24 protein-coding genes, 4 tRNA genes and 1 riboswitch are annotated in these 24,021 nt (G+C 63.8%); of the genes, 12 read left to right on the top strand and 16 right to left on the bottom strand.

The genetic code is table 11. The annotated features are described in order from the left end of the window. Positions 1 to 12 precede the first annotated feature (12 nt). The 8 genes from RIF85_RS00775 to RIF85_RS00740 form a co-directional block, all read right to left on the bottom strand. On the bottom strand, positions 13 to 909 hold the full coding sequence (locus RIF85_RS00775) for a shikimate dehydrogenase (protein ID WP_309069992.1): 897 nt from the start codon (positions 907 to 909) through the stop codon (positions 13 to 15). Then, positions 910 to 2,133 (bottom strand): endolytic transglycosylase MltG, encoded by a 1,224-nt coding sequence (gene mltG, locus RIF85_RS00770; RefSeq protein WP_309069991.1) that lies wholly within the window; start codon positions 2,131 to 2,133, stop codon positions 910 to 912. Then, a complete protein-coding gene (gene ruvX, locus RIF85_RS00765; protein ID WP_309069990.1) occupies positions 2,130 to 2,708 on the bottom strand; it encodes a Holliday junction resolvase RuvX in 579 nt (192 codons plus the stop codon). The genes mltG and ruvX overlap by 4 nt, the downstream gene beginning before the upstream one ends. Positions 2,709 to 2,724: 16 nt before the next feature. After that, entirely contained in the window at positions 2,725 to 5,403 is a 2,679-nt protein-coding gene (gene alaS, locus RIF85_RS00760) for an alanine--tRNA ligase (RefSeq protein ID WP_309069989.1), read from the bottom strand. Between the two features lie 70 nt (positions 5,404 to 5,473). Then, the gene (locus tag RIF85_RS00755; protein WP_309069988.1) at positions 5,474 to 5,701 is read right to left on the bottom strand and encodes a DUF6167 family protein; all 228 of its coding nucleotides are present in this window, start codon (positions 5,699 to 5,701) and stop codon (positions 5,474 to 5,476) included. A 49-nt stretch (positions 5,702 to 5,750) separates the two neighbouring features. Beyond that, the gene (locus tag RIF85_RS00750; protein ID WP_309069987.1) at positions 5,751 to 6,125 is read right to left on the bottom strand and encodes a DUF948 domain-containing protein; all 375 of its coding nucleotides are present in this window, start codon (positions 6,123 to 6,125) and stop codon (positions 5,751 to 5,753) included. A 153-nt stretch (positions 6,126 to 6,278) separates the two neighbouring features. Further along, complete coding sequence (gene rpsD / locus RIF85_RS00745) at positions 6,279 to 6,905, bottom strand: 30S ribosomal protein S4 (RefSeq protein ID WP_309069986.1); 627 nt, start codon at positions 6,903 to 6,905, stop codon at positions 6,279 to 6,281. A gap of 243 nt (positions 6,906 to 7,148) precedes the next feature. Further along, positions 7,149 to 8,573 (bottom strand): replication-associated recombination protein A, encoded by a 1,425-nt coding sequence (locus tag RIF85_RS00740; RefSeq protein ID WP_309069985.1) that lies wholly within the window; start codon positions 8,571 to 8,573, stop codon positions 7,149 to 7,151. A gap of 56 nt (positions 8,574 to 8,629) precedes the next feature. On the opposite strand from RIF85_RS00740, the gene RIF85_RS00735 reads away from it, so the two are divergent. Continuing rightward, the gene (locus RIF85_RS00735) at positions 8,630 to 9,304 is read left to right on the top strand and encodes an acVLRF1 family peptidyl-tRNA hydrolase (protein WP_309069984.1); all 675 of its coding nucleotides are present in this window, start codon (positions 8,630 to 8,632) and stop codon (positions 9,302 to 9,304) included. Between the two features lie 33 nt (positions 9,305 to 9,337). Here RIF85_RS00735 and rpe read toward each other — a convergent pair whose 3' ends face one another. The 5 genes from rpe to RIF85_RS00710 all read right to left on the bottom strand — a co-directional run bounded on the left by rpe (position 9,338) and on the right by RIF85_RS00710 (position 14,121). Further along, complete coding sequence (gene rpe / locus RIF85_RS00730; protein ID WP_309069983.1) at positions 9,338 to 9,991, bottom strand: ribulose-phosphate 3-epimerase; 654 nt, start codon at positions 9,989 to 9,991, stop codon at positions 9,338 to 9,340. A 36-nt stretch (positions 9,992 to 10,027) separates the two neighbouring features. Beyond that, positions 10,028 to 11,527 (bottom strand): transcription antitermination factor NusB, encoded by a 1,500-nt coding sequence (locus RIF85_RS00725; protein ID WP_309069982.1) that lies wholly within the window; start codon positions 11,525 to 11,527, stop codon positions 10,028 to 10,030. Then, positions 11,524 to 12,441 (bottom strand): methionyl-tRNA formyltransferase, encoded by a 918-nt coding sequence (fmt, locus tag RIF85_RS00720; protein ID WP_309069981.1) that lies wholly within the window; start codon positions 12,439 to 12,441, stop codon positions 11,524 to 11,526. Before fmt ends, RIF85_RS00725 begins: the two co-directional genes overlap by 4 nt. Beyond that, a complete protein-coding gene (def, locus tag RIF85_RS00715) occupies positions 12,438 to 13,025 on the bottom strand; it encodes a peptide deformylase (protein ID WP_309069980.1) in 588 nt (195 codons plus the stop codon). The genes fmt and def overlap by 4 nt, the downstream gene beginning before the upstream one ends. A gap of 118 nt (positions 13,026 to 13,143) precedes the next feature. After that, positions 13,144 to 14,121, bottom strand: coding sequence for a cytochrome (locus RIF85_RS00710; protein WP_309069979.1), 978 nt, complete (start codon positions 14,119 to 14,121; stop codon positions 13,144 to 13,146). Positions 14,122 to 14,332: 211 nt separating this feature from the next. On the opposite strand from RIF85_RS00710, the gene RIF85_RS00705 reads away from it, so the two are divergent. The 4 genes from RIF85_RS00705 to RIF85_RS00690 all read left to right on the top strand — a co-directional run bounded on the left by RIF85_RS00705 (position 14,333) and on the right by RIF85_RS00690 (position 14,731). After that, positions 14,333 to 14,406 (top strand) — tRNA-Gly (locus tag RIF85_RS00705). Positions 14,407 to 14,460: 54 nt separating this feature from the next. Continuing rightward, positions 14,461 to 14,534 (top strand) — tRNA-Cys (locus RIF85_RS00700). Between the two features lie 20 nt (positions 14,535 to 14,554). Further along, positions 14,555 to 14,626 (top strand) — tRNA-Val (locus RIF85_RS00695). A 31-nt stretch (positions 14,627 to 14,657) separates the two neighbouring features. Continuing rightward, a tRNA-Gly gene (locus RIF85_RS00690) sits at positions 14,658 to 14,731 on the top strand. 64 nt (positions 14,732 to 14,795) lie between these two features. On the opposite strand, the gene RIF85_RS00685 is transcribed toward RIF85_RS00690, so the two are convergent. Together RIF85_RS00685 and zapE are read right to left on the bottom strand one after the other, a co-directional pair. Beyond that, positions 14,796 to 15,110, bottom strand: coding sequence for a multidrug efflux SMR transporter (locus RIF85_RS00685; protein WP_309070039.1), 315 nt, complete (start codon positions 15,108 to 15,110; stop codon positions 14,796 to 14,798). 14 nt (positions 15,111 to 15,124) lie between these two features. Then, a riboswitch (guanidine-III (ykkC-III) riboswitch) is annotated at positions 15,125 to 15,187 on the bottom strand. A gap of 439 nt (positions 15,188 to 15,626) precedes the next feature. Beyond that, positions 15,627 to 16,661: a cell division protein ZapE gene (gene zapE / locus RIF85_RS00680; RefSeq protein ID WP_309069978.1), complete on the bottom strand. Its 1,035-nt coding sequence runs from the start codon at positions 16,659 to 16,661 to the stop codon at positions 15,627 to 15,629. 213 nt (positions 16,662 to 16,874) lie between these two features. Here zapE and RIF85_RS00675 point away from each other — a divergent pair, with 213 nt between their 5' ends. Continuing rightward, the gene (locus tag RIF85_RS00675) at positions 16,875 to 17,786 is read left to right on the top strand and encodes a sulfurtransferase (RefSeq protein WP_309069977.1); all 912 of its coding nucleotides are present in this window, start codon (positions 16,875 to 16,877) and stop codon (positions 17,784 to 17,786) included. A gap of 48 nt (positions 17,787 to 17,834) precedes the next feature. Continuing rightward, on the top strand, positions 17,835 to 18,287 hold the full coding sequence (locus RIF85_RS00670) for a SufE family protein (protein WP_375164390.1): 453 nt from the start codon (positions 17,835 to 17,837) through the stop codon (positions 18,285 to 18,287). Here the strand turns inward: RIF85_RS00670 and RIF85_RS00665 are convergent. Then, complete coding sequence (locus RIF85_RS00665; protein WP_309069975.1) at positions 18,273 to 19,514, bottom strand: alpha/beta fold hydrolase; 1,242 nt, start codon at positions 19,512 to 19,514, stop codon at positions 18,273 to 18,275. The genes RIF85_RS00670 and RIF85_RS00665 overlap by 15 nt on opposite strands. 106 nt (positions 19,515 to 19,620) lie before the next feature. On the opposite strand from RIF85_RS00665, the gene RIF85_RS00660 reads away from it, so the two are divergent. The 5 genes from RIF85_RS00660 (at position 19,621) to RIF85_RS00640 (ending at position 23,952) form a co-directional block, all read left to right on the top strand. Then, positions 19,621 to 20,109 carry a hypothetical protein gene (locus RIF85_RS00660; RefSeq protein WP_309069974.1) on the top strand — a complete coding sequence of 163 codons (489 nt, stop codon included), beginning with the start codon at positions 19,621 to 19,623 and terminating at the stop codon, positions 20,107 to 20,109. Between the two features lie 14 nt (positions 20,110 to 20,123). Next, entirely contained in the window at positions 20,124 to 20,558 is a 435-nt protein-coding gene (gene msrB / locus RIF85_RS00655) for a peptide-methionine (R)-S-oxide reductase MsrB (protein WP_309069973.1), read from the top strand. Positions 20,559 to 20,741: 183 nt separating this feature from the next. Then, the gene (locus RIF85_RS00650) at positions 20,742 to 22,115 is read left to right on the top strand and encodes a DUF6421 family protein (protein WP_375164815.1); all 1,374 of its coding nucleotides are present in this window, start codon (positions 20,742 to 20,744) and stop codon (positions 22,113 to 22,115) included. Beyond that, a complete protein-coding gene (locus RIF85_RS00645; protein ID WP_309069972.1) occupies positions 22,112 to 22,837 on the top strand; it encodes an SDR family NAD(P)-dependent oxidoreductase in 726 nt (241 codons plus the stop codon). Before RIF85_RS00650 ends, RIF85_RS00645 begins: the two co-directional genes overlap by 4 nt. Further along, complete coding sequence (locus RIF85_RS00640) at positions 22,837 to 23,952, top strand: low specificity L-threonine aldolase (protein ID WP_309069971.1); 1,116 nt, start codon at positions 22,837 to 22,839, stop codon at positions 23,950 to 23,952. The genes RIF85_RS00645 and RIF85_RS00640 overlap by 1 nt, the downstream gene beginning before the upstream one ends. Positions 23,953 to 24,021 lie beyond the last annotated feature (69 nt).

Raw genomic sequence — 24,021 nt, 5'->3', positions numbered from 1 at the left:
CAGCGGGGCCTGCTAGCGCCGGGGAGCCTCCACCGCGTCACACATCACATTTATGACAGCGGCCTCGTCCCTGAAGACGTCTCCAGTGAAGAGCTTCACCTGCGCAACCGCCTGGTAGAGCAGCATCTCAAGCCCGGGAACGATGGCGCCGCCACGCGATGACCACGCGCTTGCGAGTGCACTCGGCCACGGGTCGTAGGCCACGTCCAGCAGCACGCGTGGCGCTGCCTGGGCGGACTCGCCCATCGAGTCGGGCATACGCTGCAGTGCGGCGGCCAGGCCGTCTGCTCCATGCGGCGGCAGTGTCGAAATGACAAGCGGCGCAACCACGCACAGGTCGGCGGCGGCGTCGAAATCCTGCAGTTGCACGGCGGTGTTCAAACGCTCACCCAGAGCGATCAGCGGCTGCGCCTTGTGGGTGGACCTGACGCAGACATCCACCAGCTCGACTCCCATGCGAGCCAGCGCAGCGACAGCCGCCGAAGCGGTGCCGCCACCACCGAGTACCAGGGCTTGCCGCGGGGATCCAGCGCCGGCGTGCCGGACGGCTCGAACTATGCCCTCGACATCGGTGTTGTGGCCGACCAGGCGGCGATGAGCGCCCTCCCCGACGGGAAGCACAGTATTGATGACGCCCAGGTCAGCGACTCCGGGCGCCAGCTCATCCATATACGTCAGCGCCGCCGCCTTGTGCGGCATTGTCACGGACAATCCACGCCATGTGGAATCTGCCCGCAGCTCGCGCATGATGCCCTCGAGCGCGTCCGGCGGTGTTTCGATGGCCGAGTAGTCGCACGCGAATTCGAGGTAGGAGTAGGCAGCACCGTGCAGCCGCGGGGATTTTGAATGGGCAATGGGATGACCGATGACGCCGGCCCGATACGGGGCCGGCGCCTCGTCAGGCACCACCTATTCGCACCTTCCGGCGTTGTCGGCACACCATGCCTGGTACTCCTGAACGTACTGCGCATGTTCGGCGAGAGTTTCCGAGAACTTCGTCTCGCCCGAGTCCAGATTGACAGTGACCCAGTAGTAATACGGGACGTCAGCCGGGTTGACCGCCGCCTCGATCGCTTCCGCGCTCGGGGAGCCGATCGGGCCCACGGGCAGACCTTCGTTCGCGTACGTGTTGTACGGGTTCGATTTGTCGGCTTTTTCCTCGTCCGTCAGGTTGTAGCTCTTGCGGTTCAGGCCGTAGGTGACCGTCGCATCGGACTGGATCAGGCCGTTGGTCTCCGTGTTGTCCGGGCCCAAACGGTTCATGATCGACCCGGCAACCTGCGCGTAGTCGGCCTGGCCTGCCTCCGCCTGAACGATGCTGGCGATAGTCAGGATCCGATACTGCTCAGCGGTATCAGTCACGCCTGCTTCCTCAAGAGCCGCATGGGTGTTGTCCACCATCTGCTGGATCACCTCGGTGGCACTGATCTCCAGGTCAAACCTGTACTCGCCGGGGTAGAGGTAGCCCTCAAGGGTCGGCGACTGTTCCGGAATGCCGAACTGGGTGGGATCCTTAGCCAGGGCGTCGAATTCTTCCCGAGGGATCCCGGTCGATTCGGCGAGGATGTCAAAAACTTCGTTTTGCCTCAGATCGCGGGCGACGGCGGCGTAGTGAACTCCCGCGCCTCCCTCGGCCAGCAGCGCCTGTGCTGCTTCCTCGGCACTCATCTGGTACTTCATCTCGTAGTCACCGGGCTGGATGACCCGGCCGTCAGCAACCGAGGAGAGCGCCTTGAGGAATTCCTCCGAGCTGGCCACGATGTCCTGCTGCTCGAGGCCGTTGCCGACGATCAGGGGCCCCGCGCCCGCATCGACGGTAAAGGTCACTGATCCGGTTCCGGGACCGGCGTAATCCGTCACCTCACCAACGCCGAGGAGGCTCCGCAGGAACATCGCAACGGCAACCACCACGCCGATGAAACCCAGGACAACGACCAGCATGACGATGGTCCTGCGCCTGCGACGGCGCTGGCGCGCCTTGGACGGTCTACGGGTTCGGCGGGATGGAAGGTCCGCCTCGAAGAATTGTTCCACCGGCTCCGGATGCACTGGATAGTGGTCTTCGAAGTAGTCGTCCGGGTGCTGCTCGGCGCCGTGATCAGCTGCCGGGAAAGGAGGATGACGATGGCTCACTGCTCCTCTTTCCTCCCACTGTAGGTTTGCGAAATGTCTAACTCCTCGGATGAGGCCGGCGACGGGTGGTCAAGATTCCGCCGCCGATGTTGAACGACCGGCTCCCCCACATCCCGCTCAAGGTTCCGTTGCATGTCGATGGCGTGTTGGAGTATCTCCACGGCTGCCACCTGATCTACCACCTTACGGTGTTCCCGACTGTTCAATCCAGCCTGACGAAGTGATCGATGGGCCGAAACTGAAGTCAGCCGCTCGTCGATCAACCGCACGGGTACGTCCAGTCCCGCATCCACGAGGGTGTCAACGAGTGCCGCAGCGTAATCCCGAGCCATGGCCGTAGAGGCGGATTCGGTACCGCTTAGGTTGCGGGGCAACCCGACGAATACCTCAACGGCTGCGAGCTCCTGAATGTTCCGGAGCAACAGACGCAGGTCACGGTTCTTCCGCGTATCGCGGTTGAGCGTGCACACCGGCGTGGCGATAAGCCCGTCCCTGTCGCTTGCCGAAACCCCGACGCGGACCATGCCGACATCGACGCCGATCTTCACTCCGCGGGGGTAGTTCTCCGAAACCACGGGACTGGAGCTCCGGCTACCGTGCCGAGACTGCAGCACGGATGGAATCCAGAGCCGCAGGTACCTTCGCCGGATCCGACCCGCCGCCCTGCGCCATGTCATCCTTACCGCCACCGCCGCCGCCGAGAATGCCCGCCGCGGTGCGCACCAAGGCTCCCGCCTTGACGCCCGCGCCGCGTGCCTCGTCATTGGTGACCACGAGGACCACCGGGCGATCCTTGCTGACTCCGGCTACAGCAACAACGGCGGCACCCGAGCCCAACCGTCCACGCAGGTCGAGCGCGAGGTTGCGGAGGTCATCAGCACTGCCCACGGTGCCGGCGTCGTGCGTGATCAGCCTGACTCCGTCAACATCCTGGACCGTGTTGACCAGGGCCGCCGCGGCGTTGGAAAGCTGCTCCTTGCGCAGGCGCTCCAATTCCTTTTCTGCGGCCTTCAACCGGTTGAGGGTTGCGCTGAGACGCTCGGGCAACTGGGGAGCGGGCACCTTCAGCATGTCGGACAGCTCCGTAACCAGCGCACGTTCGGCTGCCGCATGCCGGAAAGCGTCCATGCCGACGAGGGCCTCGACACGGCGGTTGCCGGAACCGACCGACTGCTCGCCCAGAAGGGTCAGCGTACCGATGAGCGACGTCGACTCGACATGTGTGCCGCCGCACAGCTCGCGCGACCAGGCACCGTCAATCTCGACGACGCGCACCCGGTCTCCGTAGGCCTCGCCGAATAGTGCGGTTGCGCCCAGAGCCTTGGCGTCATCGAGGCCCATCACCTTTGTCTCGACGGTGTGGTTGCTGCGGATCGCAAGATTCGATACTTCCTCGATCTCAGACCGCGCCGCGGAGCTGATGCCCTCGCCCCAGGAGAAGTCGAAGCGGAGGTAACCGGCCTTGTTGAACGAACCGCGCTGCAGCGCCTCGGGACCCAGAACCTGGTGAAGTGCCGCGTGCACGATGTGCGTTCCGGAGTGGGCCTGCTCCCCCGCGTGGCGGCGCTGACGGTCGACGGCGGCTGTCACCAGCGCGTCCTGGGTGATCTCTCCCTCCCTCACAAGGGCACGGTGCACGCTGAGGCCCTTGATAGGCCGCTGAACGTCGGTGACCTCGACCGAGAAGCCGTTTCCGGTGATCAGCCCGACGTCGGCAGCCTGTCCGCCCGCTTCAGCATAGAAGGGCGTGCGATCCAGAATGAGCTCGATTTCCTCGCCCTGCCGAGCCACGGGCACCGACGCACCGTTGCTGATGATGCCGCGCACCACCGCTTCGGTGGTCAGTTCGTCGTAACCGGTGAAGACAGTTTCGCCTGTTGCCAGCAGTTCGTTGAACACCGTCATGTCTGCATGGCCGGCCTTCTTGCCGCGTGCATCGGCCTGCGCGCGCTGGCGCTGCTCGAGCATCAGGGCGCGGAAACCGTCCGCATCAACCTTTACTCCGGCTTCTTCAGCCATTTCAAGCGTGAGATCGATGGGGAATCCGTAGGTGTCGTGAAGGCTGAAGGCCTCATCGCCGGACAGTGCACGCCCTGCGGTCTTGGACTCCCGCACGGCTTCCTCGAGTCGCGCGGTTCCGGAAGCGATGGTGCGCAGGAACGCCTTCTCTTCTCCGTAGGCGATGCGGCTGATGCGTTCGAAGTCGCGCTCGACCTCCGGGTAGACGCCCTTCATCGCGTCGCGGGAGACGGGCAGGAGGTCGGGCAGGCACGCCTTCTCGACGCCGAGGAGGCGCATAGCGCGTACGGCACGGCGGATCAGGCGGCGGAGGACATAGCCGCGACCTTCGTTGGAAGGAGTCACGCCGTCCGTGATCAGCATCAGGGCAGAGCGCACGTGGTCAGCCACGACCCGCATCCGTACATCGTCCTGGTGGTGAGGGTCGTCGTCGGATTCTGCACTGGTGTATTCGCGACCCGAGAGTTCCGCGGCCTTGTCCAGGACGGGACGGACCTGGTCGGTCTCGTACATGTTCTCAACGCCCTGGAGGACCATCGCGAGTCGCTCCAGGCCGAGGCCCGTGTCGATGTTCTTTTGCGGCAGCTCACCTGCAACGTCGAAGTCGTCCTTGCTGCGCACTGCTGACAGCCGGTACTGCATGAAGACGAGGTTCCAGATTTCGATGTAGCGGTCTTCGTCTGCCTCCGGCCCGCCGTCCTTGCCGTATTGAGCACCACGGTCGTAGAAGATCTCGGAGCACGGTCCGCCCGGACCCGGCTGCCCGGTATTCCAGTAGTTGTCCTTCTTGCCGAACTTCTGGATTCGCTCAACGGGGAAACCGACCTCGTCGCGCCAGATGGCCAGTGCCTCGTCGTCGTCCTGGTAGACAGTGACCCACAGCCGGTCAGCAGGCAGACCGAAACCGCCGTCCTCGACACTGCTGGTCAGGAGCTCCCACGCCATCCGGATTGCGTTCTGCTTGAAATAGTCTCCGAAGGAGAAGTTTCCGCACATCTGGAAGAAGGTGCCGTGACGCGCGGTCTTTCCGACCTCTTCAATATCGGCGGTGCGGATGCACTTCTGGATGCTGGTTGCGCGGCTGTAGGGGGGCACTTCCCGAGCCGTCAGATACGGAATGAACGGGACCATACCGGCGACGGTGAACAGCAGCGACGGATCGCTGGAAACGAGCGAGGCAGACGGCACGCGGGTGTGCCCCTGCCCTTCGAAGTAGTCAAGCCAGCGACGGGCGATCTCTTGCGACTTCATGGGGATCCTTCGGTGTTGCGTGCGAACGGTGCGCAGAGGCGGTGTCTTTGGGGGCGGGCGTGATCTGCCGTCACGGACGGGGCTCTGAGTCGATTCCCAGGGCGGTGCGCAGGTCCGTCTCACGTTCCTGCATTCCCTGGCGGAGTGCGTCAGCGAAGTCGGCGACGCTGTCGGTGAGCTGCGCGACGGCGCGGTTGAGCCCCTCAGGACCGACAGCCGACCTCATCGCGGCGACCTTGCGTACAGCTACTACACCGATGGCAGCGCCTGCCGCGAGCCAGAAAACCCTCTTGATCATCAAGAAATCCTCGTCTGTTGTGCGTGCGTCTTGGACGGGCAGCCGGAGTTCAGCGACTACGACGGCGGGAAGCCGGCTTGCGCCGGGAAGCCAGCGCGCTGCGCACGCCATAGGAGAAAGCCGCCACCTTGATCAGCGGCGAGCCCACTGTTGCGGCGACGAGCGAGGAGAGTGCGGAAATATTGGCGGATGCGTCCGAAACGTTCGACGTGATGCCATCGACGTGCTTCAGCTGTTGGTGGGTCGTAGTCACTGTGCTGGTGACCTCGTCGATCAGTGGGGTCGTGCCCTCGCTGACGGATCGGATGGCCTGGCGGAGTTCGTCGAAGACTTTTCCGAGCTTCCACACCGGAATGGCGAGCAGCGCAACCAGCACTGCAAAAACTCCGGCGGCAATGAGCCCGGCGATTTCTCCACCTGACATTCGTGAACAACTCCTTAACCTTCGCGCTGTGGACGGACGGGCGCCCGCAATCCCCTATGTACCTTACCTACTCAAGAGCCCGCGGCGTGCGCCGCGGGCTCTTGAATAACTGATGTTCAGTTGTACTGCCGAAACGCCGTAAACGGCGCTGAATCAGCGTGCGTAGTATTCGACCACGAGCTGCTCTTCACAGGTCACGGGGACCTCGGAGCGCTTGGGGCGGCGAACCAGACGTGCCTGGAGCTTCTCGAGCTGAACGTCGAGGTAGCCGGGAACGGCGGGAAGAACATCGCGGTGGGCACCTGCGGCGGCAACCTGCAGCGGAACCATGGTCTCGCTGCGGCTGTGCACGTGGATGAGCTGGCCTTCGCTGACGCGGAAGGACGGGCGGTCCACGCGTGCACCGTCAACCATGATGTGGCGGTGAACCACGAGCTGACGCGCCTGGGCGATGGTGCGTGCGAAACCAGCGCGCAGCACGAGAGCGTCGAGACGCATCTCGAGCAGTTCGATCAGGTTTTCACCGGTCAGACCGGCGGTACGGCGGGCTTCTTCGAAGACACGGGTCATCTGTGCTTCACGGATGCCGTACTGTGCGCGCAGACGCTGCTTCTCGCGCAGGCGTACTGCGTAGTCACTGTCCTGCTTGCGACGCGAACGGCCGTGCTGACCGGGTGCGTACGGACGACGCTCCAGGTACTTTTCAGCCTTGGGGGTCAGAGCAATGCCGAGGGCCCGCGAGATGCGGACCTTGCGGCGGGCACGTGTGTTGTTAGCCACGTTTACCTTTCACTGTTTTGCGGCAAAGCAGATCCTGGCGGCAATGTGCCGCCGGATCTCTTTCTTGTGTCGCTGGCCTCCACGTTCGGAGAGCCGGAAGGGGCCGCTTTCCGGTACTACAGTTCGCGGGTCTGCACCTTGTCCGCCGCTGCCGCCGAAGGATCGGCGGAGCCGATCCGGGCAATTGAAGGGCGGGCATGGGTGAGCCGCGACTTGCCAGTCAACGAACAATCCTAGCAGTGCTCAGCCGTTCCGAATAATGGCGCGCAGTTTCTCGAGCCGTCCGGCCACAGCCCGCTCGGCGCCCCTGTCCGTGGGTATGTAGTAATCCGTTCCCACGAGGTCATCGGGCGCGTACTGCTGGGCGGCGATGCCGTGGGGTTCATCGTGCGAATAGACGTACCCCTTGCCGTGACCCAGCTGACTGGCCCCGGGGTAGTGCGCGTCACGAAGATGCGCGGGGATGCCCTGCCCCTTGCCTGCGCGCACGTCCGCGATGGCGCGGTTGATCCCGTTGTAGGCGGCGTTCGACTTGGGTGAGGTGGCGATGTGAACCACTGCCTCGGCGAGGATGATCCGACCTTCCGGCATACCGATCAGCTGCACCGCCTGTGCAGCTGCCACAGCAGTTTGCAGGGCGGTGGGATCAGCCATGCCAACGTCCTCGGCAGCAGAGATCATCAGCCTGCGCGCGACGAAACGAGGGTCTTCACCTGATTCGAGCATGCGCGCCAGATAGTGTAATGCGGCGTCCACATCGGACCCGCGCAGCGACTTGATGAACGCGCTCACCACGTCGTAATGCTGATCGCCCGCGCGGTCGTAGCGCAGGGCGGCGACGTCGACGGCTTTTTCGGCGTGCTCCAGGGTGATGCGCACGACTCCTCGTCCGTCCCCATCAAGCGGATGATCTTCCTCCGGCTCTTTGGACTGCTCCTCGGACTGCGCTACTCCGGCAGCGGCCTCGAGTGCCGTCAACCCACGGCGGGCATCGCCGGCAGCGAGCCGGACGAGGTGGTCCAGGGCATCATCGTCAATTGCGACCTCCCCGCTGAGTCCCCGCGGGTCATCCACCGCCCGCTGGAGCAGGGATCTGATGTCATTCTCGGTCAGGGGCTTGAGCGTCTGCAGTAATGAGCGAGAAAGCAGAGGGGATACCACCGAGAACGAAGGATTCTCCGTGGTGGCCGCAATCAGCACCACCCACCCGTTCTCCACTCCCGGCAGGAGAGCGTCCTGCTGTGCCTTGTTGAACCGATGGATCTCATCGAGGAAGAGCACCGTTGTGATGCGGTGCAGATCACGATTGGACAGCGCCTCATCCATCACCCTGCGCACATCCTTGACACCCGCAGTGATAGCGGAAAGCTCAACGAATTTGCGGCCCGGGCCCCTTGCAATAACATGCGCCAGTGTTGTCTTCCCGGTCCCTGGCGGACCCCAGAGAATGACCGACGTCGGAGCCCCCGTCCGTGCCGCCGGCTCACCACCGGCCAGCGTGCGCAAGGGCGATCCGGCGCCCAGGAGATGCTGCTGACCCACGATCTCATCCACCGTTCGCGGCCGCATGCGCACCGGCAGGGGGCTTCGGAGACGGTTCCGCTCACTTCGACCGGCACTGACGGACTCGTCAAAGCCGTCCGCATCAAGGCTGAATAGGTCATTCACACAGCCAAGGCTACTGTGATCCACTGACAGCTTCGGCCAGCAATCAGGGAGGCAGAGTGCAGGACAACCGCTCGGTTCTGGTCCCGCCCGAGCGGCTGACGGGATGGGTCCGCCGCTTCGGTGAGCGAAACGGGCCATTCCACACCACCCGTAGCCCAGCTCTGCCCGGAACATTCGTCCTCGAAGCGGAAAACGGATGTACGGCCTTGGTTGCTGCACCCCTGACGACCGATACTGGCGGGCTCACTGTGGGTGATATGGTCCCCTGCGAGACCGAGACGGCCGTGAGCGAAGTGGTTCACCGCGCCCTGGCGCCGCGGACGGTGGGCCTGATCCTGATACGGCGTGGTGGTTACGGCGTCGGCGTCGCCCGCGACGGCGCCCTCATCTCCTCCAAGAACGGCACACGCTACGTCCAGTCCAGAACTGCCGCCGGCGGGTGGTCACAGCAACGGTTCGCGCGTCGCAGGGAGAACCAGGCGGACTTTCTGGTCAGCACGACGGCCCAGCGTGCGGCGGCACTCTTCGCAGACAATCCGCCGGACTGTCTGCAGCCTGGCGGAGATGCCAAGCTCTTCTCGGAATGCCTCGCCGACGGCGCCTTGGTGCGCTACCGCCCGCTCCCCCGCCTCCCGCTGTTGCCGGTTCCCGATCCGCGGCAGGACGTGCTTCGCCGGGCTGCGGCGGACACGCAAGCCGTGCGAATTACCCTGACGAACATTCCCGACTGATGCCGTGACAGACAGCACCCTCGCCTACCCGAATCAGGACGCCGCCCGCCTCAGGGCTGCTATGGCGGCGGCTGGGTCATCAGCGCCGTAGACCGAAGAACCGGCGACGAAAACCGTCGCTCCAGCTTCGGCTGCACGGACGATGGTCTCTTCCGTGATACCGCCGTCCACCTGAATCGCGACGGGAAGATCCGCTCCACGAACGGCCTCGGCGGCGCGCCGAATCTTCGGAAGGGTCACGTCCAGGAAGGACTGCCCCCCGAACCCGGGCTCCACGGTCATGATCAGGAGCATGTCCAGTTCGCCAAGCATGTCGAGGTAGGGCTCGACGGCGGTCGCCGGTCGAAGTGCCATGCCTGCCCGTGCTCCAACCGAACGCAATTCGCGCGCCAGGCGGATGGGCGCCTGAGCCGCTTCTGCATGGAAGGTCACGGAGGCGGCACCCACGGCGGCGTATTCGGGCGCCCATCGGTCGGCGTCGTTAATCATGAGGTGTATGTCCAGGGGCACTGGAGCGACTGCCTGAATCCGCTTCACCACCGGAAGTCCAAGGGTCAGATTCGGAACGAAGCTGTTGTCCATCACGTCCACGTGAACTGCGTCGGCCGTGGCGATGCGTTCGAGTTCCGACTGTAGATTCACGAAATCCGCGGACAGGATGCTCGGGTGGATACAGCAGGTGCTCATACTCGGCCTTTCAGTAGGGACGGCGTCCGTGGGATGTCAGTCCGCGTTTCGCTGGATCAGGGCGAGGAACATCGCGTCCGTGCCGTGGATGTGCGGCCACAGCTGCGCGGTTTTTTCGTGTCCTGCGCCAAGCGGACTGCTCCTGCTCACGCTGTCAAGAACTTCCCCAGCGTCGAGAAGATCGAAACCTTTCCTGCCGCGCAGTGCGTCCTGAACGACGGCGGTGGTCTCGGCGGGGTGCGGTGAACAGGTGACGTACGCCACGACGCCGCCCGGGCGGACCGTGTCAAGGGCTTCAGCCAGCAGAGCGCGCTGCAGCGGTCCCAGTTCCGCAAGATCCGAGGGCTTGCGGCGCCAGCGGGCTTCGGGCCTGCGGCGTAGCGCACCCAGTCCCGTGCACGGCGCGTCAACGAGGATGCGGTCGAACCCGTCCGGGTAAGCCTCCCCGATAGTGCGGCCGTCACCCACGCGAACGGTCCATACAGCCGGGTCAACAGCCGCAAGTGCCTGACGGACCAGCGCGGCGCGATGCTCTGCAGGCTCATTTGCGACGAGGCTGTGGCCGCGTTGGGCAGCTATGGCAGCGAGCAGGGCCGACTTTCCTCCGGGTCCGGCGCAGAGGTCCAGCCATTCCTCATTAACCGTTGATGGGGCGTCGAGCTCGACGGCGGCCAGCGCGCGCGCGACGATCTGGGAGCCGGCGTCCTGCACCCTCACCTCGCCGGAGCGCACGGACTCGAGCCGCCCTACATCACCGGCGGCGAACAGTGCGGAGTCATCCACGAGCTCTCCGGGACGGGCGCCTGCCGCAAGAGCTTCGTCGAGCGATCCAATACCGGGCAACGCGACAAGGTTGACGATCGGAGCAGCGTTGTCTGCCTGCAGCAAGTCATCGATTTCGGCAACGGGGCGCCCGTGCCCTACAAGGCTCTGCCTCATGGTGCGGACTATCCACTCGGGGTGGCTGTGCCGCAGGGAGCTGGCCCGGACGGGATCCTCAACACCCTCGGTGAGGACCTCGATCCACTCGCTGAAGGATTTGCGTGACACCTTTCGAAGCACCGCATTGGTCAGGGAGGAAGGCCCCGCACCAATCACTGCCCGCACCAGGCCCACTGTCTGGTCAAGGGCGGCGTGCGGAGGCACCCGCATGGCCATCAGCTGGTGGACTCCCAGGCGCAGGGCGTCGAGAACGGCCGGGTCAAGCTGCTCGAGCGGGCGGTCGACGCACAACGCAAGGATTGCGTCGTAGGTGCCCTGGCCTCGCAGCGCGCCATAGGCCAGTTCTGTGGCGAACCCGGCATCCTGGCGGCCAAGGCGGTGCTTGCGGATACTGCTGGGCAGTACCAGGTTGGCGTAGGCATCATCAACTGCAACAGCTCGAAGAACCTCAAAGGCTGCCAGCCGCGCAGGATCGGCCCGCCTGGTGCGTTCGGAGGGCGCTGTGGCCGAGAACTTGCGGGCGCCCGACCTATTGCGCTCCCGTCCCCGCTCATTGCGCCGACTCTGACCGCCGGGATGATGTTCAGGTGTCATTCGAATTCCAGATCCTCTCGACGTGCACCGCGGAACCACTCGGGGGCGGCGAGCATGGTGCGTCCCGCTGGTTGAACCAGCGTCAGTTCGACGGCGTGTGATCCGGTCCCTGTCAGCACCGCTCCATCCCTATCGAGAACGACGCCGGGCGGAACGTCTGAAACGTCGGGGCGGAGCCGAACCGGGCCGAGCTTGAACCGCTGCCCGCCCAGCACCGTCCATGCCCCTGGCTCCGGCGTGACGCCGCTGATCCGACGCTTGATGGCAAGCGCGGGGTCGGTCCACCGAATCCGCCCATCAGGGCTTGCGAGCTTAGGAGCCAGCGACACCTCGCCCTGCTGTGGGACAGCATGGGCGCGTCCCTGCTCAAGGGCCGACAGGGTCTGTGCCAGGAGCACAGCGCCGCTTTCCGACAGCCGGTCGAGCAAGGTTCCGCTGGTGTCCTCAGGGCGGACGGTCTCCGTCAATGTGCCGAAGACGGGTCCGGTATCCAGGCCCTCCTCGAGAAGGAACGTTGAGGCGCCGGTGATGTCATCACCGTTGATCAGCGCGTGCTGGACGGGGGCCGCACCCCGCCAGGCGGGAAGCAGTGAGAAGTGCAGATTGATCCAACCGTGTCTTGGAACCCGCAACGCGGCAGCGGGAACGAGTCCCCCGTAGGCAACAATGGCCGCGGCCTCCAGGTCCAGCGCCGCGAGCCGCGAGATAACGGGCCCGTCGATGCGGTTCGCCTTGATGACCTCCAGGCCGAGTTTGCTTGCTGCCTCGGCGACCGGGCTCGGCGTCAGGACCTTCTTCCGACCAACCGGAGCGTCTTCGCGGGTAAGGACAGCAGCCACCTCGTGTCCCGCGCGGCGGAGTTCGGCAAGGGAGGGCACTGCAACCTTCGGCGTGCCGGCGAATAGTACTCTCATGCGCCGGTCCTCCGCCGGCCGCTCGAAGGCCCACCGATGCCGAACACCGAACCCACACTTGAGGATCGCTTGGTGAGGGTGTCCGTGGTGACCGCGTTGTACTGGGAGTGCCGGATGGCACGCATGGCGGCCCGGCGATCGTCCCCCTGAAGCCGGTCGATGTAGAGGCGCCCATCGAGGTGGTCGCTCTCGTGCTGAAAGCAGCGGGCCAGCATTCCCTCCGCCTCTAGCTGCATCGGCTGGCCCGTGACATCGAACCCCCGAAGCTGGACAAGCTCAGCGCGGGGTAACGCGAATCCGATCCCGGGAACGGAGAGGCAGCCTTCCTGATCGTCATTCTGCACGCCTTCGGCGCTGAGAAGCTCAGGATTGACAACGTGACCTTCCGCCCCGTCAACCGCGTAGGTGAAGACGCGCAGACCGACCCCTACCTGCGGCGCCGCCAGGCCCGCACCCCGAACGCTGTGCATGGTCTCGAGCATGTTCTGAACCAACCGGGCCAACTCGTGACCATACTCGGTTACCTCTACTGCGGGTGTCCGTAGCACGGGGTCCCCGATCATCCTGATACTCAGAACCGCCATCCGGTCGTGTGTCCTCACCTGTCGGTCGTTGAATGTGTACGGGAGGTCCGGTCGGCGCAATTCAACATCCGACGAAACTCCCAAAATGCTTGGTCAAGTCTAGGTCAGGCTGCTCGCGTCAGCTGCTTATCGCTGTGACCGGTGCATCCGCCGGAGGCACGTAACCCTGTTGGGCAACTCCAGGCGCCTGTGAGGTTGTAACGGTTCCCGCGGGTCGTGCGGCCCCTGAGCCGGTGGACGTGCCGGCTTCGAGGCGCGGGGGCGGCGGCACAGCCAGCAGCGGTTGACCTGCGTCAGCTGCATTCCCCCCAGCTTCCCAGGCGCGCCGGAGGGCGCAGAACTTGAACCAGTGCTCTTTGAGTACTTGCGGATTGGCCCGGTGCGCCCGCACCTCGGTCTGCCCGATAGCGACCCCGAGCAGGATTGGGTCATTCCCGTACTTCCATGCTTCCCAGGAGCCGCTTCGGGGATCCACGAGAGATTCCTGTGCTTTCATGCCGGCGACGAGTTGCATGACCACCTTTTCATCGAGCGGCTTCACCATGCCGTCGCGGTCTGTAGCGCGGGTTTTGAAGTCGATGATGCACAGGCGCCCCGCGATCGTTGCCACGAGATCGAGCGTTCCCGCGTAACCAAGTTCCGAGTTCCAGACGGTGATCTCAGGCGCTATGGGCCTTACCTGGTACAGATCCCACCACTCGTCGAAACGGGCCGCGAATCCTTCCTCGCCGTGCTGCGCCAGCTCTGCGCGGGCCTCGTCAGCGCGATGTTCTCGGCCCAGATCGCGTAGGGCAACCTGTTCGCAATAGAAGTGAACCCGTGTACCTCGCTGTGCTGCGTCGTCGCGGTAACGCTCAGCAGCCTTCGAAGCGTCCTGGATCACGGCACGCATCTCGCTTGGATTGCCGAGCGACGACGGCAGGCGGGGGTCCTGGGCAAGAGCACTCGCTGCCATATACCCGAACCATCCCCCCAGCGAGGCGCTTTGGGACTGCGAGATGACGGTGGTGATCGAGGGGACCAGGGGTGGCTCCGAAACGGATCTGGAATACATGCGCCCGCGTTCTGTGGCGTGCGCGAGGAGCGGCTCGGTCATATATCCAGTGTGTCACCCCCGTCTGACACTTCTTCCGCCCGACAGACCTTAGGTGCCCGACGGCGCCTTATATAGCATCGGTGCGATATCTGCCGGAGGCGCTCCGCACGACCCTCAATTGGACGAACCCCTGTTCCTCCGATATTGTTTTTACTCGTTGGAAAGACGCCGAAGGGAATAGGGAAACCCTAAATCCTCGGCCATTTTCTCTGCGGACGTAGCTCAGCTGGCTAGAGCACCACCTTGCCAAGGTGGATGTCGCGGGTTCGAATCCCGTCGTCCGCTCGCAAGTCACTGTATTCGCTGGCTTCGGCCAGGGATCCCGCTTTAGTGGGGCACGGTGGGGTGGCCGAGAGGCGAGGCAGCGGCCTGCAAAGCCGTATACGCGGGTTCGAATCCCGTCCCCACCTCCATACGGTGAACTGCAAGACCTGGGCGATTGGCGCAGCGGTAGCGCGCTTCCCTGACACGGAAGAGGTCACTGGTTCGATCCCAGTATCGCCCACGCAAGGCGCCTCCTTGAGAGGCGCCTTTTCGCGGACGTAGCTCAGCTGGCTAGAGCACCACCTTGCCAAGGTGGATGTCGCGGGTTCGAATCCCGTCGTCCGCTCTGACCATCTAAAACAAGGCGGCTCCATCCTCATGGATGGAGCCGCCTTGTTTTCCCGAAGGCGCTAGTGGAGAACCTTCAGTCCGATCACGCATCCGACGATTCCGAGCACCAACAGAACCTTCAGCAGCGACGCAGCTTCGCCGTCGAAAAGCATTGCGTAGGTGACAGTCAAGGCTGCGCCGATACCCACCCACACGGCATACGACGTTCCCGTCGGCAGAGTACGCATCGCCCAAGCCAGACCCGCCATGCTCAGAACCAGTCCGATCACAAAGACGACCGTGGGACCGAGCCTGCTGAACCCCTCAGACTTCCCGAGAGCTGTAGCCCACACTGCCTCAAGCACTCCCGAAACCACCAGTACAACCCACGCCATGGTCAACCGCTCCTTCAACGCCGTCTTTTCGCTCACCGGGTACGGCGCACCTCGTCCGGGTGCCAGTTCGGCCCGCTCAGGGTGTCACACTGCCATGCGGGCGGCAAGATGAATCATGCTGAGGGCGAAAGCCCGAACTCTTTCCCTTCGTAAAAAGCCTCCTTATGATGGTGGATGCGGTGGAACAACGGGTTCCACATGAAAGAAGGGAGGTGCCTGTGTCTGTATCAGACGGGCTCAAAGGCAGGGCTGGAGAGTTGAAGGACAAGGCAGCCGAAATGGGCCGGAACTCGGGAAAGATCTCTCCCGTTTAGCCCAGGGCCTCCTCGACGGTCGACATCGTTGAGAGTCAGGACGGCATCCGACTCCCCGACACTTCGGCCCGACAACAGCCTTTAGCACGACAAGGAGGCGCCGACCCTGCCGCGAGGCAGCGTCGGCGCCTTTGTCATACCCTCAGGTTCTCTGACTTGCCCGCAGGCCCTCCTGGCGCATCTGCAGCACGGAAAGGCCGAGTCAGCCCTGGGTTTCGGCGCCCTGACGTGCCAGGGCGGTCAGGCGGGAAACGGCACGGTAGTACTTCTTCATGTGTCCACCCGTCATCATCTCCTGCGTGAAGAGATCACTCAGGGGTGCCCCGCTGGCGAGGATAGGAACATCACGGTCATAGAGGCGATCCGCAAGCACGACGAACCGCAGCGCCACGGCCTGCTCGGTGATGGTCTGTACCTCGTGCCAGGCAACGGCGTCGATGCCGTCAATAAGCTGGCGGTAGCGGCTGGGGTGGACGCCGGCGAGGTGCTTGATCAGGTCGGTGAAGTGGTCTTCGGCCACGGTGACGTCGTCCGGGAAGTGGCGTGCCTGGCGGCGAACCTGTTGCTCCGACAGCGGGGCCGGAGCTTCAGGAAGGCCGCGGTGGCGGTAGTCCTCGCCGTCGATACGAATGACCTCGAACTGGTCCGCCAAAACCTGAATTTCCCGCTGAAAATCGACCGCAGCGAATCTGCCCTCGCCGAGAGATCCCGGAAGCGTATTGGATGTCGCGGCGAGCTTGACGCCCGCGTCAGCAAGTTCACGCATGAGCCGTGACATCAACACCGTATCGCCCGGATCATCCAATTCGAACTCGTCGATGCAGACGAGTTGGTAGGTACTCAATGCATCGACCGTGCGTCTGAAGGACAAAGCGCCCACAAGGTTGGTGTATTCGACGAAGGTGCCGAAGGCCTTCTTGCCGGAGGCGGCGTGCCACAGCGAAGCGAGCAGGTGCGTCTTGCCGACACCGAATCCGCCGTCCATATAAATACCGGCTCGGCTCTGCTCACGTTGTCCACCGAAGAACTTGCGCAGCCCACTCGGCTTGGGTGCATTGACTGTCGAGGCGAAGTGCCGAAGCTCCTTCACGGCCGCGGACTGGGACGGCTGCTGGGGGTCAGGCCGGTACGAGTCGAAGGACACGGTCCCGAAACGCTGTGAGGGGAAAAAACCGTCCAAAAGTTCGTCCACCGAAACCTGCGGCGATCGTTGGGTCAGATGCTCAATGGTGGCCACAGATGAATGCGTCTTTCGTCGGCGATCGAGGAAGCAGGCCGTCAGAAGCCGTGCTAGGAAAGGATACGTCAGTAGCCGGGCAGCCACGGGTATCTCCGGTGTTCACGGTGCCGTCATTATGGCGTCCTGTGACTACGGCGGAAGGAATCAGCTGAGCCCGTGGTTACGCTAGGTGGGAAAGAGCAATCGTCAATGCAGGAAGGCTTCCCACGGATGAGTGTTGCAACAGACCCCCATGACAAGTTTGCAGAGTACGCGCACCCCGAGCGGCTTGTTTCAACCCAGTGGCTCGCGGACAACCTCGGCACTCCCGGACTCGTGGTCGTTGAGTCCGACGAAGATGTCCTGCTCTACGAGACCGGGCATATCGCAGGTGCCGTCAAGATCGACTGGCACACCGACCTGAATGACGAGGTCACCCGCGACTACGTTGACGGTGAAGGTTTCGCACGTCTCATGTCGGCCAAGGGCATCTCCCGTGACAGCACTGTTGTTATTTACGGTGACAAGTCCAACTGGTGGGCCGCTTACGCACTGTGGGTCTTCACCCTGTTCGGACACGAGGACGTGCGGCTGCTCGACGGCGGGCGGGACAAGTGGATCGCCGAGGGCCGTCCCGTCACGACTGAGGTGCCGCAGCCACAGCCCACCGACTACCCGGTGGTCGAGCGCAATGATGCTCCCATCCGTGCCTATCTGACCGATGTCCTTGATCACTTCGGGAACCCGCTGATCGACGTCCGCTCCGCCGACGAGTACACCGGGGCGCGAACGCACATGCCCGCATACCCCGAGGAGGGCGCACTTCGCGGCGGACACATACCTTCAGCGGTGTCCGTCCCCTGGGCCCGGGCAGCAGCAGAGGACGGAACCTTCCGCACGCGGGATGAGCTGGATGCGATCTACCGCGGCGAAGCAGGTTTGAAGGAAGGCGACGACGTTGTTGCCTACTGCCGCATTGGAGAGCGTTCGAGCCATACCTGGTTTGTGCTCCAGCACCTCCTCGGGTTCGAGAATGTCCGCAACTACGACGGATCCTGGACTGAGTGGGGCAACGTCGTTCGCGTGCCGATCGTTAAGGGCACTGAACCAGGTGTAGCGCCAGTAGCCGCCGGGCGGAGATAGTTAACGGAATGAAGGCGCCCCGGGCACTTGCCCGGGGCAATCGTGAGGATGACAGTGGAAACCACAGCTTTACCCCAACAGCTCGCCGAGATCGTGGACGATTTCCAGGCTCTGTCCGAACCGGACCGGCTCCAGCTGCTCCTTGAGTTTTCCCGCGGTCTTCCTCCGCTGCCGGCGCATCTTCTGGATCACCCGGAGCTCCTTGAGCAGGTTGTGGAGTGCCAGAGCCCGCTCTTTCTCACACTGGACATCGCCGACGACAGCGAAAGGTCCGTCTCTCTGTTCTTTTCCGCCCCGCCGGAAGCACCGACAACGCGCGGATTCGCCGGCGTTCTCCAGGAAGGCCTGGACGGGCTGCCGGCGGCGCAGATCCTCGCCGTGCCCGACGACGTGCCGGAGCGCCTGGGGCTGACACGGGCCATCACGCCGCTGCGCATGCGAGGCATGGCCGCCATGCTGGGGCGTATCAAGCGCAAGATCCGGGAATCAGGGGCGGCTTAGCGTCCGCTTCGGCTCCGTCCGTCCGAAAACCTGACGCCGCAGCCAGTCGGCTGTGACGGCGTGCCAGCGGTCAGGGTCGACGTTCCATTCCTTGGTATGCCTGGCTCGATAAAACCGCTCGAAGGTGACGAAGGTCGGATTGCGTTCAGCCAGTTCGGCAGACGGTCCCACCGGCACGAACTCATCATCCTCGCTGTGAAGGATCAGCGTCGGCACCGTCACCTGGTCCGCCCGCGAGACCCAGTCCATACTCTTCAGGTCCAGTGGCGTTGACAGGCCGGTGACTACGCGTCCGAAGCTGTTCGAGATCAGCCATTGCCCTAGTCTGCCCGCCGGAGCAGGAATGCGGTTCAGTTCAGCCTGGTGCGTGAGAACGTTCATCCAGTCAATCACCGGTCCATCCAGAACCAGCGCGCGGATCCGCGTGCGATACCGGGACATGTCAGCTGCCTGGAGGCAAATGGCACCGCCCATGGACCAGCCGAAGAGCACAACGTCCTGAGCGCCGTTTTCGAATGCGTACTCAAGCGCTGATTCGACATCCTGCCACTCGGTGATGCCCAACCCGTACCTGCCGTCGGCAGCGAAGGGGGCTTCGCCGTCGTTCCGGTACGACACCAGCAGGCTGGTCATGCCGAGTTCCCGCGCGGTGCGCACCGCGCGCAACCCCTCCGAGCGCTGTACTCCCCTGCCATGCACCATGATGGCCCAGGTGTCGGAAGGGGTTTCTGCACGCACCAGCCAGGCGGGAGCATTACCGCCGGCGACCGGCACATCGACGCTCTCGTCCGCGAAGCCCAGAGCTGAAGGCGAAGGATAAACAGCCCCGCTCCACCAACCGCGAACCGCTGAACGGATATCACCCGCGTAGACGGTTTCAACCTCGCGCTGCACGGTGCCCTCCCGCGGCACGAACGACCGGATTGCTCCGATCCGGGCGTGGCCACGCCCGCCGTCGAAGTAGAGACTGTACGTGCCCTCTATCGTGGTGTCTTCGTTGGCCGGCAGGATCACTTCCAGACCGTCGCCGGTCTGCACCACGGCCAGGATCTCGAGGTTCTCATCCCGCCTGCGGGGAGTTACTACCTCCTTGGCGAAGTGCGCCGCCAGCGCAGACGTGGCTCCAGCGACAACGGAACTGACAGCGGCACCGGTTCCGATTCCAAGGACGGCCCAGCGAAGCCATGCCTGACGGTCCACGGCAGCCGGAGGAGTGGTGAATGGCATGGTCCTATTCTTGCCCACGGAAACAGCACCGGCGGAAACGGTCCGTCACGTGGAGTGTCGCCTGTCCTCTATAGCTGCGGGACGAGCCGGGGTCTAGGGTTGGGACATGGAGGAAACGATCGTCGTGCTCGCTGAAGTGCCGCTCACCGAGGCGGATGCCTCTCATCTCTCCGCCCTGGTTGACGGCGGTGACGCCGTCTATACCGTGCTGATACCGGAAGACCGTCACACGAACGTGCTCGGGGAGTTTCTCCACCATTTGAGCCTCTTCGAGATCAGCGAGGCCTTCCACGGACTGTCCCACCGGCCCTCCGACGACGAGGTTCGCGTGACGGCCGACCAGGCCCTGCAGAGATCGCTCCTTGCGCTTCGAAACGCCGGGCTGAAGGCGGACGGGCTGACTGCACGGGGCAACGCCGTCGAAGAAATGGTCAGCACGGTCAGGCAGAGCGGAGCCCGTCAGGCCGTCGTCATCACGCGCCCGCATGCTGTGGCGGACACACTCCATCGGGACTGGGCAAACCGCGCGCAGGACCAGCTTGGCGTTCCTGTCCTTCATCTGTATGCCGGGTCGGGATTTATCGGGGACTCCTAGGCGTTGAGGCAACTATGAGCACATCAGAATCAGCATCCTCCACCGACAACACCCCCATCGAGAAGACTGACGAGGAATGGCGCCGGGAACTGACGCCTGAGGAGTACTACGTGCTGCGGCAGGCCGGAACCGAGCGGCCCTTCACCGGCGAGTACCACGACACCCATGTCAAGGGCGTCTACCAGTGCCGGGCATGCGGCCACGAACTCTTCACGAGCAACGAAAAGTTCGATTCCCACTGTGGTTGGCCTTCATTCTGGGCACCGCTGGCCGAGGACAAGGTTCGGTACATCAAGGACCGAACCCTCGGAATGGAGCGCGTTGAGGTCCGCTGTGCCCGCTGTGATTCCCACCTGGGCCATGTTTTCGAGGGCGAGGGCTACGGCACGCCGACCGACCAGCGCTACTGCATCAACTCCGTATCGATGAGGCTCATCCCCCAGGACTGAAGTCAGTCCTAGAGTCCGGCCCCGCCGTGACGGGAAGCATCCTCAAGGTCTCCTGCATCTCCAGCTGCATCGCGGGTACGCCAGAATAAGAGTTTCTTATCAGTGCTCCGTTTGAGGATCAGTTCAGCTGTTCTGTTGTTACGCTCGGGAGCAACAGAACAGCCACCCCTTCAAGGAGGAAAAGTGACCCAGACCCTCGACGCCGAAGTCCGCTTGCACGACGCCCATCCCGAGCGGCTTCCTGCCTGGGAAGCGCTCAAGAGCGCGGCAATTCGTCTGCAGAGCCTGCAGGCGAAGGACGGTTCAATAGCTGACCGGGCAGAGGTTGCTGTTGCCTGCGGGCACGTTGACACCATCATCGAGTCCCTCAATGAGCTCGGTCCGCTCTTCCCTCACGACGCGACCTACCACGAAGCTCTGATCCGCGACCTTGAGGGGTGGAAGGCCGGCGGCCTTCAGGTGCCTGATTTCCTTGATTCGCTGATCGAGTTCCAGCCCCAGCTCGACCGCGTCCATGGACGGCGGCACCTTGTCGTCTTTCCGATGTACACCCAGAATGGGAGCTCCAACCGTTTCGTCGAAGCGGTGTTGATCGAGGTCCTCTGGCCGGACTTCATTGCGGAACTCGAGACCGGAGATTACTCGAACAAGCTCTTTGTTCCCATCCGCTTCCTTGACTTCACCCCCGGCTACGACACCAACTCGGCAGTGCTCTTTCCCGAGACCGTTGCGGTACGGCAGACACCCAAGTTCACATGGGGAGCCATCTTCGCTGATCGGGAGGCGGCACGTTTCCGCCGGGTGGTGACGGCCGCCTCCGACATCACTCAGCTTGAGCTGCCCGACGAGGCCCGGGAGCTCATCGAGAATCAGCAGTTGGCTGAGGAAACCTTCGTGATGTGGGACCTCATTCATGACCGCACCCACATGCGCGGGGATCTTCCCTTTGACCCGTTCATGATCAAGCAGCGCATGCCGTACTTCCTGTACTCGCTCGAAGAGCTGCGGTGTGATCTCACGGCTTTCGCAGAGTCGGTCAAGATAGCAGCCGACGACGATGCCTCCGATGAGGCCCGCCGCCACGCCCGCCTGGTGCAGTACGCCGTCATCTTCGACCGCATCTTCCGTTTCTCGATCACAGGCAGCCGGGTACGGAACTACGACGGCCTCGGTGGCCAGTTGCTGTTCGCCTGGCTGCACCAGAACCATGTCCTGCACTGGACCGATACGAAACTGACCATCGACTGGGAGGAAGTTCCCGGCGTCGTCATTGCACTGGGCGAGAAGATCCAGCAGCTGTACTGGCGGTCGATCGACCGGCCAAAGATCGCCCACTGGCTTGCGGCGTACGAACTGGTATCCGAAACTGTCACCCCGCATCCGGCATCGGTCTGGGCGAAGGGTGCTGACGCGCTGCCCCTGGACGGTCCTCCACGCGGGCTCACGGACGCCGTCCTTGATGACGAATTCCCTCTGTCGATGTTCTTCGAGGCCCTGGATAGGAAGATGAAGGACGTCATCGAATCCACCGCGGGAATCACAGGAGCCACTGCGTGACAGAATCACCCGATCTCTCCGGCCTCCACATCCTTGTTGCCGGAGCCACCAGTCAGGCAGGCATAGCGACGGCCGAGGCGTTCACCTCAGCCGGCGCCCATGTCATCGCAGTGGGATCCGATACCGGGCGCCTGCAGCGCTCGCTCGGACACATTCCGTCCCTCGATATGCGCACCTGCGACCTCACGGACTTTCATGCAGTCCAGTCGCTCGCCGGTGACCTCCACGCCGACGGCACCAGGGTGGACGGCCTGATGCACCTGGTGGGTGGATGGCGGGGAGGGACAGGGATTGCCGGGCAATCGGACGAGGACTACGAGTTCCTTCACCGTTCCGTTCTCACCACTCTGCGGAACACATCTCGGGTGTTCGTCGCCGATCTGGCCGCATCGGCCCGTGGGAGGCTCGCAATCGTGTCGGCCACGGCAGTCGACGCACCGGGTGCGGACAGCGCGTCGTACGCGGCGGTCAAGGCCGCCGCCGAGACATGGGTGCGTGCAGTGGCACAGGAGTTCACCGGTGTCGGAACAACCACCGGTACCCGGGCGGCCGCTTCCATACTGGTCGTGAAAGCACTTCTGGACGAGAAGATGCGGGCCGAACGCCCCGACCGCCGCTTCCCCGGCTATACGCATGTCTCGGACCTCGCTGCGACCATGACCGGCCTCTTCGCACGTGAGGCGGGGACCATCAACGGTCAGCGCCTCAGCCTGGCCGGCTGATGTGCCCCAAACCGTTCGCCCCGATACGAGATACTGGATCCGTGACTGACACCATCTCTGCTACCGCCCGTCTCCATGACCCCAACGTGCGCGGCTTCGCGTCGGACAACTACTCCGGCGTGCACCCCGAGGTGCTCGCCGCGCTTGCCGCCGCCAATGGGGGCCACCAGGTCGCCTATGGGGAGGACGTCTATACCCAGCGCCTGCAGGAGCTGATGCAACAGCAATTCGGTGAGGGAACCGTCGCCTATCCTGTGTTCAACGGAACGGGCGCCAATGTCCTGAGCCTGCAGTCCCTGCTCCCCCGCTGGGGCGCAGTCATCTGCGCCAAGACGGCACACATCAATGTGGATGAGAACGGGGCTCCGGAGCGCATCGGCGGGATGAAGCTCCTGGCGGTGCCGACTCCCGATGGAAAGCTGACGCCGGAACTGATCGACCTGGAAGCCTGGGGTTGGGGGGATGAGCACCGGGCGCAACCGCTCGCGGTGTCGATCACGCAGACTACCGAACTCGGGACGCTGTACACGCCCGAGGAGGTACGCGCCATTGCCGACCACGTGCATGCCCGCGGGATGCACCTGCACATGGACGGAGCGCGCATCGCCAACGCCGCCGCTGCCCTGGACATGCCGCTGCGCAGCTTCACGCGTGATGCCGGCGTCGACATCCTCTCTTTCGGCGGGACCAAGAACGGGATCATGTTCGGCGAATGCGTGGTTGTACTCAATCCTGCAGCAGCAACGGGTCTTGAGTACCTCCGCAAGATGAACATGCAACTCGCATCCAAGATGCGCTTTGTCTCGGCGCAGCTGGTTGCCCTGCTCGAAGACGGCCTCTGGCTTCGCTCGGCCACGCACGCCAATGCCATGGCGGCTCGACTCACAGCCGCCGTCTCCACTATTGACGGCGTGCAACTCACGCAGCCGACGACGGCGAACGCCGTCTTCGCCATCCTGCCGCCTGAGGCTGCCGACAGGGTCCGCGAACAGTTCCGCTTCTACGACTGGGATCAGGCAACCGGCGAGGTCCGGTGGATGTGCACTTTCGACACCACGGAAGAGGACGTCGATGCGTTCGCGGACGCGATCCGCCGCGAGGTCGGCCGGTCCTGACGGCCCGGCCGCTGTATTTTTGCATCCGGCGTGCAGGAACGGAATCCTTTCCTGCGGCGTGGCTGATGA

The organism is Arthrobacter sp. (assembly GCF_031179385.1).
Classification (GTDB): domain Bacteria; phylum Actinomycetota; class Actinomycetes; order Actinomycetales; family Micrococcaceae; genus Arthrobacter_D.
This window is presented reverse-complemented; position numbering and strand designations above follow the sequence as displayed.